We start from the raw sequence: 13,305 nt of genomic DNA, 5'->3' as shown, positions 1-13,305 counted from the left end.
TCAGTGCGCGACGGCGGCCGCGCCGTGCTCGTCGATGAGCGCGCCCGTGGTGAAGCGTTCGAGCGCGAACGGCGCGGCGAGCGGATGGGGCTCGCCGTGCGCGATCGTGTGCGCGTAGACCCAGCCGGAGCCCGGGGTGGCCTTGAAGCCGCCGGTGCCCCAGCCCGCGTTGACGTACAGCCCTTCGACGGGAGTGCGGCCGATGATCGGCGAGGCGTCGGGCGAGACGTCCACGATGCCGGCCCAGGTCCGCAGCACGCGCACCCGGCTGAAGATCGGGAACAGCTCCAGCGCCGCCGCCATCTGCGCCTCGATCACGTGGAACGCGCCGCGCTGGCCGTAGGAGTTGTACGCGTCGATGCCCGCGCCCATGACCAGTTCGCCCTTGTGCGCCTGGCTCACGTACACGTGCACGGCGTTGGACATGACCACGCAGTCGAGCACCGGCTCCAGCAGCTCCGACACCAGCGCCTGCAACGGGTGCGACTGCAGCGGCAACGGGATCCCGGCCCGCTCGGCCAGCACGGAGGTGTGCCCGGCGGAGGCCAGCGCGACCTTCCCGGCCGCGATCCGGCCCCGCGAGGTGCGCACGGCCCGCACCCGGCCGTCCGCGAGGTCGAAGCCGGTCACCTCGCAGCCCTGGATCAGGTCGATGCCGTAGGCGTCGGCCTTGCGGGCCAGCGCCCAGGCCACGTGGTCGTGCTTGGCGATGCCGCCGCGCCGCTGCAGGGTCGCGCCCATCACCGGGTAGCGGGCGGAGGACGACACGTTGACGATCGGGCAGAACTTCCTGACCTCGTCGGCGTCGAGCCACTCGGCGTCGACGCCGTTCAGCCGGTTGGCGTTGACCCGGCGCCTGCCCTCGCGCACGTCGCCCAGGCTGTGGGCCAGGTTGAGCACGCCGCGCTGGCTGAATCGCAGGTCGTAGTCGAGCTCCTCGCTCAGCCCCTCCCACAGCTTGAGCGAGTGCTCGTAGATGGCGGCACTCTCGTCCCACAGGTAGTTGGAGCGGATGATCGTGGTGTTGCGGGCCATGTTGCCGCCGGCCAGCCAGCCCTTCTCCAGCACCGCCACGTTCGTCAGGCCGTGGTTTCGCGCCAGGTAGTAGGCGGTGGCCAGGCCGTGTCCGCCGCCGCCCACGATGACCACGTCGTAGGAGGGTTTGGGGTCGGGGTCGCGCCAGAGGAAGTCGGGATGGGTCAACGTCTGATCTTCTCCATCTTGGGGTCGAACAGCGGTTCGGCGGCGACCTCGGCGGGGACTCGCCGCCCGAAGTATGAAATATCGACATGTGTGCCGGGGGTGGTCAGCTCGATCGGCAGCCAGGCGTACGCGATGGGCTGCCCGATCGTGTGCCCGTAGGCGGCGCTCGTGACGTATCCGACCGTACGGCCCGCGTGCCGTACCGGCTCCTTGCCCATGACCACCTCGGTGCTGAGCAGCGGCACGAGCTTGCGGGTGATGTCGGTGGACAGCGCGTCCCGGCCCAGGAAGTCCTTGTCGTCGCGGACGGCGAACGCCAGCCCCGCCTCGTACGGGTTGTGCTCGGGGGTCATGTCGACGCCCCAGAGCCGGTAGCCCTTCTCCAGGCGCAGGCTGTTGAACGCGGCCCTGCCCCCGGCGATCGGCAGGCCGGTGGCCCAGAGCGTGTCCCAGAGCTTGAGACCCAGGTCGGCGGTGGTGTAGAGCTCCCAGCCCAGCTCCCCCACGTACGACACGCGCATCGCGAGCACCGGCACCTGCCCGACGTACCCCTCCGCGCAGGTGAAGTAGCGGAAACCCTCGTGGGACAGGTCCATGTCCGTGAGCGGCTGGACCAGCTCCCTGGCCAGCGGGCCCCACACGCCGACGCAGCAGGTGCCCGGGGTGATGTCGCGGACCCGCACGTCGCGGGGCGCGTGCCGGGTCAGCCAGTCGAGATCGAGATTGCCATTGGCGCCCACCTGGAAGCGGTCCTCCGCCAGCCGCGCCACCGTCAGGTCGGAGCGGACCCCGCCACGGGAGTCGAGCAGCAGCGAGTAGGTGACCGAGCCGGGCTTCTTGTCCACGTTGTTGGTGGTCAGGTGCTGCAGGAACGAGACCGCCCCGGGCCCGCGCACCTCGATCCGCTTCAGCGGCGTCATGTCGTAGAGGGCGACCTTCTCCCTGGTCAGGTACGACTCGGCGGCGGCCACCGGCGACCAGTACCTTCTGGCCCACTCCCCCCGCCGGGCCAGGCCGAGCAGCGGCTCGACGGCCGCCTCCGGCGCCTCCTCCGTGCCGCTTCGCCGCCGCCGGACCAGATCCTCCAGCGCCGGGACGTTCGCCTCGAACCAGTGCGGCCGCTCCCATCCGGCGGCCTCCAGGAAGGCCGCGCCCAGCTCGGTCTGGCGCTGATAGAACGGGCTGGTCCGCATCGGCCGCGGCGACTCCATCGGCTGCAGCGGATGGATCACGTCGTAGACCTCGACGAAGTTCCGCCTGCCGCGCTCCTCGACGAAGGCCGGGGCCAGCTGCACCTTCTCGAACCTGCTGAGCTCGCATTCATGCAGGTCGAAGCTCGAACACCCATCGACCAGCAGTTCGGCCACGGCCTTGGCGACGCCCGCGGAGTGCGTCACCCAGACCGCCTCGGCCAGCCAGAACCCGTCCAGCTCCGGCGCCTCCCCGATGAGCGGGAAGCCGTCGGGGGTGAAGGAGAAGATCCCGTTGATGCCATCGATGTAGGTGGACTCGCCGAGCGCGGGGAGCAACTCGACGGCGTCTCGCCAGGCCGGCTCGAAGTCCTCCTCGGTGAACGCCTGCACCGACGGCATCACGGTGCCCTTCGGCCCGATCTCGTGCTGTCCGACCGGCATCGGCCGGTGCGCGTAGGACCCGATCCCGACGCGGTCGCCGTGGCCGCGGAAGTACAGGTCGCGATCCTGGTGCCGCAGGATGGGCCCCTCGGGTACGGCCAGCGGCCCGGACTTGGCGTACTGGTGGGCCAGCGGCAACAGCGGCACGGTGAGCCCGGCCATCCTCCCGACGGACGGCCCCCAGAACCCGGCGGCGCACACGACCACGTCGGCCGGAATGACCCGGTACTTCACGCCCCCGGTCTCGACCGCGACCCCGGTGACCCGGCCGCCCCGCTGCTCGACGCCGACCACGGTGTGCCCGGCCAGCAGCCGCGCCCCGCGTTCCGCGGCCCTGCCGGCCTGCGCCTCGGCGCATCTGAGGGCGGCGGCCAGCCCGTCGCTGGGCACGTGGAAGCCGCCCAGCACCAGGCTCCGGTCGAGCATCGGCCAGAGCTCCAGGCACCGCTCGGTGTCGACCAGCTCGCCGTCGACCCCCCAGGACTCGGCCCACCCCGCCTTGCGGTGCAGGTCGGTCCAGCGTTCGGGGGTGGTGGCCACCTCCAGCCCGCCGACCTGGTCGAAACAGGGCTGCCCGGCGAGGCTGAGGCCGGCGTACTTGCGCACCGTGTAGGAGGCGAACTCGGTCATCGTCTTGGACGGGTTCGTCTGGAAGACCAGGCCCGGGGCGTGCGAGCTCGACCCGCCGGTGGCGAAGAGCGGCCCCTGGTCGACGACGGTGACATCGGTCCACCCCCGCCCGGTGAGCTCGTCGGCCAGGGCACAGCCCACGATGCCGGCTCCAATGATCACCAAACGAGGCCGGCTCACCATGCGCCCTCCGGTTGTTCCCTATTACGCAACAAACACCGGACTACGCAACGAACATAGAGCCCAGAACACCGCCGGACAAGAGTGTGGACCTTGGCCGCCCGGCGAGCGCTTCACGAGCCGGGCTGCGGAACGGCGTGCTCGGCCGCCCGGCTCACCGCCTCCCACGCCTCCCAGATGGCCATCCGCCGCCGGGACAGGTCGAACGCGAGGTCGTACACCATGCTCCCGAGCAGCAGCCGCAGCGGCGGGTCGGCGCTGTCCACCAGTTTGAGCACCGCCTCGGCGGCCAGTCGCGGCTCGCTGTCGACCGATCCCTCCGCCCACTGCTTCTCCAACTCGGCCCGGAGACCGTCGTAGGCGGGGAGCGGCGCGGCGGAGCGCATGCGGGTATACAGATCGGTCCAGTAACCACCCGGCTGAACGATCGTGACCTTCACCCCGAAAGGCGCGGCCTCCATCGCCAGCGCCTCGCTCATCCCCTCCAGGGCGAACTTGCTCGCGCTGTACATCCCCGTCATCGGGTAGCCGCCGAGACCGCCGATGCTGGAGACCTGCACGAGATGACCCGATCCCTGCTCCCGCAACCGCGGCATCACGGCCTGGCTCACCCACAACGCGCCGAAGAAGTTGGTCTCCATCTGCGCCCGGGCCTCGGCCTCGCCGAACTCCTCGATCATGCCCATGTGCAGAGTGCCGGCGTTGTTGACCACGATGTCCAGCCGCCCGAACCGTTCGACGGCGGCCTCCACGGCGGCCAGCACCGCGTCGCGATCGGTCACGTCCACGGGCAACGCGAGCAGCCGGTCTCCGGCCAGCCCGGCGAGCGGCTCCACGTCACGGGCGAGCCCCACCACCCGGTCTCCGACTCCGAGCGCCGCCTCGGTGAACGCCCTGCCCAGACCGCGGCTGGCACCGGTGACGAACCACACACGTCCAGCGGTCATGACCTGCACCTCCCCTCTATAGACGAGACGGTTCGTCTCGCGTCCTGAACTATGCCTCGTTATCAAAGAGCTGTCAAGCCGAACCGTCTCGTCTCGTGATACTTTGCCCCCATGACCGACCGCCGACGAACACCTCCCGACGCCACCCGACGCAGCGAGGCGTCCAGACGGGCCATTCTCATGGCCGCGTTCGAGCTGGTGGGTGAGGTGGGCTACGCCAGACTCAGCATCGAGGGCATCGCCGCCCGCGCGGGGGTCGGCAAGCAGACGATCTACCGCTGGTGGCCGTCCAAGGGCGCGGTCCTGTTCGACGCCTTCCTGTCGCTGTCCGAGGGGCAGGAGGGCGACGCGGCGCTCCCCGACACCGGCGACCTGGAGGCCGATCTCAAGGAGGTGCTCCGCGCCACGGTCGCCGAGCTTACGGACCCCCGGTTCGACGAGCCGATGCGCGCGCTCAACACCGAGATCGCGACCGACCCGGCGCTCGCCGCGCGCTACGCCGAGCAGCTGGAGGAGCCCATGAAGGAGCTCAAGAAGGCTCGCCTGCGCAAGGCCCAGGAGGCCGGCCAGCTACCTGCCGACCTCGACCTGGATGTGGCCGTCGACCTGCTGTGGGGGGCGGTTCACCGGCGCTGGCTCTATCGCAGCGGCCCGCTGACGTCGGACTACGCGGACGCGGTGGTGAAAACCGCCCTGACCGGCCTTTACGCCCGCTGATCCACACTTCCGCCGATCCGGCTCTTGCGCCGATCCGGTCGCCGGCCCGATCCGCCGCCGATCCGCCGTTCGATGCGATCGCCGATCGGCCGCCGATCCGATCGCTGAACGTCAGGAACGGCCGTAGGCGTCCTCAAGGCGCTCGATGTCGTCCTCGTCGAAGTGCCCGAAGGCGATCTCCAGGATGCGGGTGGCCGGACCGGAGGAGCTGAGCCGGTGGGTCTGCCCGCGACGAATGAGGATGCGCTCGCCCACCTCGGGCTCCAGCCGCTGCCCGTCGACCTCGAAGACGCAGCCCGCGTCGAGAGCGACCCAGAGCTCGTCGCGGTGCTCGTGGCGCTGCAGGCTGAGCGTCTGGCCGGGCGCGACATCGATGATCTTCACCGTGGACGTCTCGTTGAGCGTGAACCGTTCGAAGCCGCCCCACGGACGCTCATCCCGGATCACCGCGGCCAGCCTGTCGTTCTCCCGCATCGTCCCTCCCGCATCACGATCCGACGAACCCGAAACGTCCGGGCCAAGAGGGCAAGCTATCAGGTGATCAGGATCCCGCCGTCCACGGGAAGCGTCACACCGGTGATGTACGACGAGGCGTCACTCGCCAGAAAGACGGCGGCCGCCACGAGCTCGGCTGGGTCGCCGGCCCGGCCCATCGGCACCCGCCGCTCCACCAGCTCCTCCAGGTAGCCCTGTTTGTACTGGGATGTCATCTCGGACTCGAAAAAGCCAGGCTCCAGGCAGTTGACCCGGATCCCGCGCCGTCCCGTCCACTGCTGGGCCAGGTCGCGGGTCAGCCCGATCACCGCGGCCTTCGACGCGCTGTAGGCCGCCTGTGGCAGCCCCGCCGTCGTCTCGCCGAGGATGCTGCCGATGTTGACGATCGACGATCCGGGCCGCATCACCCGCGCGCACGCCTGGGCCATCCAGTAGGTGCCGAACAGGTTGATGTCGATCACCTGCCGGAACTCCTCCGGCGTCTCCCGCAGGGCGGGCACCGCGGTCCCCACGCCGGCGTTGTTGATCAGCACGTCGACCGCGCCCAGCTCGGCGACCGCCGCCGCCACGAGCGCGTCGCAGTCTTCGACCCGCGTCACGTCGGTGCGCACGGCCAGGCACCGGCGGCCGGCCTCCTCCACCAGCCGCCGCGTGTCCGCGAGCCGGTCGAGGCGCCGGGCGCCGATCACCACGTCGGCGCCGGCCTCGGCCAGCCCTTGGGCGAAGGCCACGCCCAGCCCGGAGGACGCGCCGGTGACGACGGCAACCTTGCCCTCAAGACTGAAGCTTCGCAGCATGTCAGAGCCCGTACTCCTTGACGATGCGCTCGTGGCGCTCGACCTCGACGTCGACCTCGCGGGCCAGGTCGAGCCAGGCCAGCGGGTGCGACCAGCGCTCGGTGGCGTCGTCGAGCAGGGCGTCGACCTCGACCGCCGACACGTCGGGCGGCACCGCGACCCAGCCGAACACGCCCGGCAGCGGGTCGCCGCCCGTCGGGTGGGTGACCGTGTAGTTCTCGTCGCTGTAGACCCACATCGGCCAGCCCCGCTCGGCCATGACCTCGGTGAACTCCGCCCAGTCCGACTCGCTCGGCGCGGCGCCGTCGAAGAAGTAGCTGGTGTAGCCGCCGGGCCGCAGGATGCGCACCGCGGCGAAGGGCGGCACGAAGTTCTGCTGCTCCTCGGGGTCCTCGGGGACCGGCTCCAGCAACTGCGGGTCGAACACGACCAGGTCACCGGCGTTGTAGTCCATGCCGCGCGGCTGCGGCAGCGCCAGCCTGGCGGAGGCGGGCCCGGTGCGGATGGACAGCACCTGGCGCTGGCCGCCGTCGGGCGCGGGCAGGATGACCCTGATGAGGCCCATCTCCTCCTCGATCGGGCCCTCGGTCGACTTGACCGGCATGCCGATCTTGGCCGCGCCCTTGCGCACGGTGTCCCAGTCTTCGGCCGAGGTGGCCATGACGATCATGCGCCAGACGTCCTCCTCGGTCAGCTCGTCGAGGACCTCGTGCAGCACCTCGGCGCCCCTGGCGTTCTGGTCGAGCTGCTGGTCGGCGGCGGCGACGAGGCGGCGGGCCTCGATGCCGGCCCCCGCGGCGACGGCGTGCTCGGCGGCGTCCAGCGCCTCGGCCCAGCGCTCGCGGGCGCTGTGCAGCCGGGCCAGTGCGAGGTGCTGCTGGTCGTGCGCGAGCATCGCGGCCATCTGCTCCAGCCGCTCGTCCTGCCTCGCCTCGATGAGCAGCGCCGTCAGGTAGCCGATGTCCTCGGGATCGGCGGTGGCGATGTCGCCGGAGTCGACCAGCCGCTTCCAGTAGATGTCGGCGCCCGTCGCCGGGTAGCCCAGGTAGCCGAGCGTGGTGGTGTGCCGTCGGGTCGTCTCGAGATCCTGGCCGGAGAGCGGGGCGAGCCAGCCGACCCACCGCTCGGGGTCGGCGTTGTAGCCGTCGGCGGCGTCGAAGTAGGCGACCCGCTCGTCGAGCGGACCGGGCGCCTCCGGCTCGGCGGTCGCGTCGGCGGCGGCGCGCAGCGCCGCGACGCGCTCGGCCAGGCCCTCGCTCTCACGCAGCTCGGCGGTGCCCGAGTCGGCCAGGTCGGCCAGCAGCCTGGCCTGCCAGGCGCCCTGCCTGGCCAGCGCCAGGTCACCGGCGATCAGCGCGAGCTCGACCCGGGCGCGGTAGCCGCCCATCATGCCGAAGTAGTCGATCCACTGGCGCAGCACCCGGCCGAGCTGCCAGGTGTTGGTGATCTGGGTGGAGCCGGCCAGCTTGGCTACCGCCTCCGACCACTCGACCCAGGAGCGCGGGTGCTCGCCGACCACGTCGAGGTCGGGCAGCACGTCGACGGCCTCGGCGGTGCGGCCGAGCGTGGCCAGGATCAACGCGCGGCGCACGCCGTCGCGGCGGGGCTTGGCCACCGGGTCGTCGGCCTGGAAGTCGGTCGCCGCCTGCAGCGCGGCGAGGGCGTCCTCGGCGCGGCCGGCGGCGAGCAGCGCGCGGGCGCTCTCGGCGCCGAGCTCCCAGCTGGCCTGGCGGTCTGCGGCGCGCAGCCGCTCGACGGCGGCCTCGGCGTAGCCGACGGCCTCGGTGGCCCTGCCCGCGTCGACGAGCGCGGCCACGTACTGCGTGACCAGACCGGTGTAGGCGGGGTCGGCCGGCTGGAGGCCCTCGATGACCGCGCCCAGCGTCTCCAGCCGCTCGGTGGCGTAGCCGGGGCCGTCGGCGTTGGTCCACGCCATCGCGAGCGCCTCGACGGCCGCCGGGGCGGACGGGCAGTCACGCACGCCCTCGCGCTGGGCGAAGGCCAGCAACTGCTCCGCGTCGCCGATCGCGACCGCGCCCTGAGCACGGTCGCCGACCCGGCCGAGCAGATGCCAGTAGCGGGCGTAGAACTCGAGCCAGGGCAGCTCCAGGGCCTCCGCCTGCTGGGCGATGGCCGGGGCCATCACGTCGAGCTGCGGGAAACGGCCCTCGTAGGCCTGTGCGGGTAGGTCTCCCAGCGCCATGGCGAGCCCCACGTTGCCCGCTTCAGAAAGCTGCTGCTGGGTTTCGCCGACCCAGGCCCAGATGTCCACGTCCATGGCAGGTCAGTCTGCCAGGTCAATGCGCGTGCCCCAAACGCAGAAGCTCGATGAGCTCGTCCGATTCGGTGTCGTTGAGAACCGAAAATACCGATGCCATCAGGTCATCTGTGGCCTCCTCCACCGCCGCCCGGCGGGCGACCGTGTCCGGTCCCGGCGTCGGATAGGGCTCGGGCCACTGGAAGAACCTCGCGATGTCCACGCCTCTCACCTGCCCGAACGGGGTGGCGTCGTGCCCGGTGGCGAGCGCGGCCTCCAGCGGCCCGAGCCCCGCCCCGATCACCAGGTTGGCGTGCAGGCCGCCGCGCAACTCCCGCACGACGTGCATCAGCTGCGTGGCCCGCGCGGGCGGATCGTCGGGCAGCGGCACCGCCCGCCAACCGGCGGCCAGCGGCGCCCCGATCGTCGAAGCCTGCCGGACGACGGGTTCGAGCAGCTCGGCGATCCTGGCGCAGCCGTCGAAGTGGCCGAGCCTGCGTCGTCCCCAGGCATGGCAGACCTCGGTGTAGAGCTCGACCGCCTTGTCCACGGGCAGCTTGCGGCCGCCGTTCCAGCTCTCCTCGACGTGGCCGGGCGGGAAGAACACCGCGACCGAGGCGACCACGTCGGCGTCGCACTCGCCGAGCACTCCGCATCGGCCGCGGAAGTAGAACTCGCGCGCGCCGAGGCCGTACTCCTCGCAGACCGCCTTGGCCTCCCTGGAGACCATGAAGCCGCCGCCGTGCTGGCCTATGGGCGCCTTCACGCTCTTGGCCGTGGTGCGTGGGTCCGCCATGTCCACCTCTCAGTTCAAAAAGTGGACTCAGCATCCCTCAGGAGAACATCATTCTGCAAGCGTCAGGTTTCCGGACGCGACGAGCACCGCGGGGCCGGACAGATAGCTGGTCTCGGCCTCCAGCGTGACCGTGAGCGTGCCGCCGGGCACCTCCACCGTCCAGGTGCCGGTGGTCTCGCCGCTCAGCCCCGCCGCGGCGACGGCCGTGGCGACCGCGCCGGTGCCGCACGAACGCGTCTCGCCGACGCCCCGCTCGAAGACCCGCATGACCACGCGCGCCTCGCCGACGGGGTTGAACAGCTCGATGTTGACGCCGCTCGGGAAGACGCCCGGGTCGAACGCGGGCTGGTGGCCGAGGTCGAGCTGGACGACCGGGTCGCCGATGGGACAGGCCAGGTGGGGGTTGCCCAGGTCGACGTGCACGCCTTCGTACTCGTGGCCACCGACGCCCGCGACGCTCCGGCCGTGTACGACGGGCTTGCCCATCTCGACCGCGATGTCGCCGTCGACGCCGAGCCGCACCCTCCGGACGCCGCCCCTGGTGGCCACGGCGAACTCGCCCGGCTCGGCCAGGCCCGCCTCGACGAGGTAGCGGGCGAAGACCCGCGCGCCGTTGCCGCACATCTCGGCCATGCTGCCGTCGGCGTTGCGGTAGTCCATGAACCACTCGGCCTTGCCTGCCTGGTCGGAGACCTCGGGGCTGAGCTTGGTCCGCATCACGCGCAGCACGCCGTCGGCGCCGATGCCGGCCCTCCTGTCGCAGATCGCGGCGACGAGCGCGGGATGCAGGTCCAGCTCGCCGTCGGGGTCGGGAAGGATGACGAAGTCGTTCTCGGTGCCGTGGCCCTTGAGGAAGCGCATATTCGGATTTTATGCCGGGTCAGGGCGGGCGATCTGCGCCAGGGATCGTTCGAGCAGGTCGGGAGCGTCATACGGCAGCCAGCGCACCCGGGGGTCACGGCGGAACCACGACTCCTGGCGCCGGGCGAATCGCCGGGTGGCCCTGATCGTCTCCTCCAGGGCCTCCTCCTCGGTCCATTCCCCTTCCAGGTATCTCAGCACCTGCGCGTAGCCAAGGGCTCGGCCGGCCGTACGGCCCTCCGCGAGGCCCTGCCCGAGCAGGCCCCGCACCTCCTCGACCAGCCCCGCCTCCCACATGCGCCGGACACGGACCGCGATCCGCTCGTCGAGCTCGGGCCTCGGCACCAGCAACCCGATCTGCACGCTGGGACAGACCGCCTGGTAGGACGGCATCGTGGCCGAGAACGGCCGGCCGGAGTGCTCGATCACCTCCAGCGCGCGGACGATGCGGCGGCCGTTGCTCGGCAGGATCGCCGCCGCGGCGGCCGGGTCCTGCCGCCTGAGCCGTTCGTGAAGTGGTGCGGGACCGGTCTCGGCCAGCTCGGCCTCCAGCCTGGCTCTGATCTCCGGATCGGTGCCCGGGAACCGCAGGTCGTCGATCGCGGCCCGGACGTACAGCCCGCTGCCGCCCACGAGCACGGGCACCGGCAGCGACTCGATGAGCGGCCTGACCAGCTTCTGGTATTCGGCCACGCTGGCCGTGACCGTGACGTCCCAGACGTCCAGCAGATGATGCGGGACGCCCCGCTGTTCGGCGAGGGAGAGTTTGGCGGTGCCGATGTCCATGCCTCGGTAAAGCTGCATCGAGTCGGCGTTGACGCATTCACCTCCGAGCCGGAGGGCGATGTCCACGGCGAGATCGGACTTTCCGGCCGCGGTGGGACCCACGACGGCGATGACTGGCTGCTGGCGCACTCGGTAAGTGTGCCAAGAGTCGGGGTAGGGGGTGACAGACGGCGCCCTGGCGCCGGCCAGGGACGACTGATCGGGGGATCAGATGTCGATTCTGGACAAGGTCAAGGAGATGATCGGCGGCCTTCAGGAGAAGGCGCACCACATCCCCAAGCAGAGCAGGCAGGAGAAGCCGGGCGACATGCCCGGCGAGCCTCGCGGACACGGCGGGGAAACCGCCGGCGGCGGCCAGACGGGACCGACCGCCCAGGACAAGACCGGCGATGAGGAGGGCTGACCGGTCAGAGGTCGAGAAGCGTTGGCTGCAGGTATCCCTCGTGGGTCAGCAGCCAGCGCTTCGTCTCGACACCCTCGCCGCCACTGAAACCGCCGAGGCCGGTGCCCGCCACGACCCGGTGACACGGCACCACGATCGGGATCGGGTTGGAACCCATGATCGAGCCGATGCCGCGGGCCGGCACTTGCGACCCGCTGAGGCCGGCCAGCTCGCCGTAGGTCACGGCCGTGCCGTACGGGACGCGGTGCAGCGCCGTGAGCACCTGCCGCCGTGACCCCGACGTCAGCCGCCAGTCGATGGGCGTCTCGAAGACCCGCAGGTCACCGGCGAAGTAGGCGTCAAGCTCCGCGACGGCCGAGGCCGTACGGGCAGGGTCGTGCACCTCGGGCAGGCCGAGACGTTCGCTCAGCCGCGCCCGCGACCCCCATCCCGACGCGGCCAGACCGTCCTCGGTGACGGCCAGCGCGAACTGCCCCACCGGTGTCGCCAGCTCGGCGAACACGACCGTGGCCATCATGTCCTCACGTGATCTCGTCGTACGCGGCATTCCGGTCGTATCGTACGCCCGCGATGGCCTGGTGCTCGCGGGCGCGAACGCGACGAAGTCCCTGCCGAACGTCTAGCATCGCGGTCGTGTCATCTCGTGAACTCGTGGTGCTCGGCACGGCCAGTGCCGTCCCGACCCGGCGCCGCAACCACAACGGCTACCTGCTGCGCTGGGACGGCCAGGGGTTCCTGTTCGACCCGGGTGAGGGCACCCAGCGGCAGATGGCACACGCCGGGGTCAGCGCCGGCGACGTGCACTGGCTGTGCGTGACCCACTTCCACGGCGACCACTGTCTCGGCGTGCCCGGCGTCGTCCAGCGCATCGCCCGCGACAAGGTGCGCCACCCCGTCCAGGCCGTCTTCCCGGCCTCCGGCCAGACCTACTGGCGCAACCTGCGCCACGCCGCCGCCTTCGCCGACACCGCCGTCATCACCGAGCACCCCCTGACCGGCGACCATGCCGCCATCGGCCCCCTCACCGCCCGCCGCCTGTCACATCCCGTCGAGTCCTACGGCTATCGGCTCCAGGAGCCCGCCGGCCGCCGCATGCTCCCTGACCGGCTCGCCGCCCACGGCATCCGCGGCCCCGAGGTCGGCGAGCTGCAGCGCGGCGGCTCCGTCCGGGGCGTCACCCTCGCCCAGTGCAGCGTCCCCCGGCCCGGTCAGAGCGCCGCCTTCATCATGGACACCCGCCTCTGCGACGCCGTCTTCGAGCTCGCCGCCGGCACCGACCTTCTCATCATCGAGTCGACCTTCCTGTCCGGGGAAGCCACCTTCGCCAAGGAGTTCGGCCACCTCACCGCGCACCAGGCCGGCCTCGTCGCCGCCGAGGCCCGCACCCGCCACCTGGTCCTCACCCACTTCTCCGAACGCTACGGCTTCGCCAACGAGCCCGCCTTCCTCGACGAGGTCCGTCAGAGCTACGACGGCCCGGTCACCCTCGCCCGCGACCTGATGACCGTCCCCGTCCCCAAACGCCGGCGCCACTTCACCGCCCCATAGCGTTGCCTCTCGGTCAGGACGTAGAGCAGGGCGGCGATGCCGGTGCCGCTG

Annotated in this window: 13 protein-coding genes; 3 read left to right on the top strand and 10 right to left on the bottom strand. The window is 71.3% G+C overall.

What is annotated here, in order from left to right:
• The 3 genes from AB0I38_RS06455 to AB0I38_RS06445 all read right to left on the bottom strand — a co-directional run bounded on the left by AB0I38_RS06455 (position 1) and on the right by AB0I38_RS06445 (position 4,594).
• Positions 1-1,203 carry a sarcosine oxidase subunit beta family protein gene (locus AB0I38_RS06455; protein WP_358462899.1) on the bottom strand — a complete coding sequence of 401 codons (1,203 nt, stop codon included), beginning with the start codon at positions 1,201-1,203 and terminating at the stop codon, positions 1-3.
• Entirely contained in the window at positions 1,200-3,650 is a 2,451-nt protein-coding gene (locus AB0I38_RS06450) for a GcvT family protein (protein ID WP_358462896.1), read from the bottom strand. The genes AB0I38_RS06455 and AB0I38_RS06450 overlap by 4 nt, the downstream gene beginning before the upstream one ends.
• A 110-nt stretch (positions 3,651-3,760) precedes the next feature.
• On the bottom strand, positions 3,761-4,594 hold the full coding sequence (locus AB0I38_RS06445; protein WP_358462893.1) for an SDR family oxidoreductase: 834 nt from the start codon (positions 4,592-4,594) through the stop codon (positions 3,761-3,763).
• 111 nt (positions 4,595-4,705) lie between these two features.
• Here AB0I38_RS06445 and AB0I38_RS06440 point away from each other — a divergent pair, with 111 nt between their 5' ends.
• Positions 4,706-5,311: a TetR/AcrR family transcriptional regulator gene (locus AB0I38_RS06440; RefSeq protein ID WP_358462890.1), complete on the top strand. Its 606-nt coding sequence runs from the start codon at positions 4,706-4,708 to the stop codon at positions 5,309-5,311.
• Between the two features lie 111 nt (positions 5,312-5,422).
• Here the strand turns inward: AB0I38_RS06440 and AB0I38_RS06435 are convergent, their stop codons facing one another.
• The 6 genes from AB0I38_RS06435 to miaA are packed head-to-tail and all read right to left on the bottom strand — an operon-like array spanning position 5,423 to position 11,432.
• On the bottom strand, positions 5,423-5,785 hold the full coding sequence (locus AB0I38_RS06435) for a phosphomannose isomerase type II C-terminal cupin domain (protein ID WP_358462887.1): 363 nt from the start codon (positions 5,783-5,785) through the stop codon (positions 5,423-5,425).
• A gap of 59 nt (positions 5,786-5,844) precedes the next feature.
• Entirely contained in the window at positions 5,845-6,603 is a 759-nt protein-coding gene (locus tag AB0I38_RS06430) for an SDR family NAD(P)-dependent oxidoreductase (protein WP_358462884.1), read from the bottom strand.
• A gap of 1 nt (position 6,604) precedes the next feature.
• On the bottom strand, positions 6,605-8,881 hold the full coding sequence (locus tag AB0I38_RS06425; RefSeq protein ID WP_358462882.1) for a tetratricopeptide repeat protein: 2,277 nt from the start codon (positions 8,879-8,881) through the stop codon (positions 6,605-6,607).
• Between the two features lie 19 nt (positions 8,882-8,900).
• Entirely contained in the window at positions 8,901-9,656 is a 756-nt protein-coding gene (locus tag AB0I38_RS06420; protein WP_358462880.1) for an SCO6745 family protein, read from the bottom strand.
• Between the two features lie 48 nt (positions 9,657-9,704).
• Entirely contained in the window at positions 9,705-10,517 is an 813-nt protein-coding gene (dapF, locus tag AB0I38_RS06415; RefSeq protein WP_358462877.1) for a diaminopimelate epimerase, read from the bottom strand.
• Between the two features lie 9 nt (positions 10,518-10,526).
• On the bottom strand, positions 10,527-11,432 hold the full coding sequence (miaA, locus tag AB0I38_RS06410; protein WP_358462874.1) for a tRNA (adenosine(37)-N6)-dimethylallyltransferase MiaA: 906 nt from the start codon (positions 11,430-11,432) through the stop codon (positions 10,527-10,529).
• An 82-nt stretch (positions 11,433-11,514) separates the two neighbouring features.
• On the opposite strand from miaA, the gene AB0I38_RS06405 reads away from it, so the two are divergent.
• Positions 11,515-11,706, top strand: coding sequence for a hypothetical protein (locus tag AB0I38_RS06405; RefSeq protein WP_358462871.1), 192 nt, complete (start codon positions 11,515-11,517; stop codon positions 11,704-11,706).
• 4 nt (positions 11,707-11,710) lie between these two features.
• Here the strand turns inward: AB0I38_RS06405 and AB0I38_RS06400 are convergent, their stop codons facing one another.
• Positions 11,711-12,223, bottom strand: a complete 513-nt coding sequence (locus tag AB0I38_RS06400) for a methylated-DNA--[protein]-cysteine S-methyltransferase (RefSeq protein ID WP_358462869.1) — start codon at positions 12,221-12,223, stop codon at positions 11,711-11,713.
• 116 nt (positions 12,224-12,339) lie between these two features.
• Between AB0I38_RS06400 and AB0I38_RS06395 the strand changes: the two genes are divergently transcribed.
• On the top strand, positions 12,340-13,254 hold the full coding sequence (locus AB0I38_RS06395; RefSeq protein WP_358462866.1) for a ribonuclease Z: 915 nt from the start codon (positions 12,340-12,342) through the stop codon (positions 13,252-13,254).
• The last annotated feature ends 51 nt before the right edge of the window (positions 13,255-13,305 follow it).

Origin of the sequence: Nonomuraea cavernae, assembly GCF_040655715.1 — a bacterium.
GTDB lineage: Bacteria > Actinomycetota > Actinomycetes > Streptosporangiales > Streptosporangiaceae > Nonomuraea > Nonomuraea cavernae_A.
The sequence above is the reverse complement of the archived record's forward strand: the minus strand, read 5'-3'. Positions and strand labels throughout refer to the sequence as shown.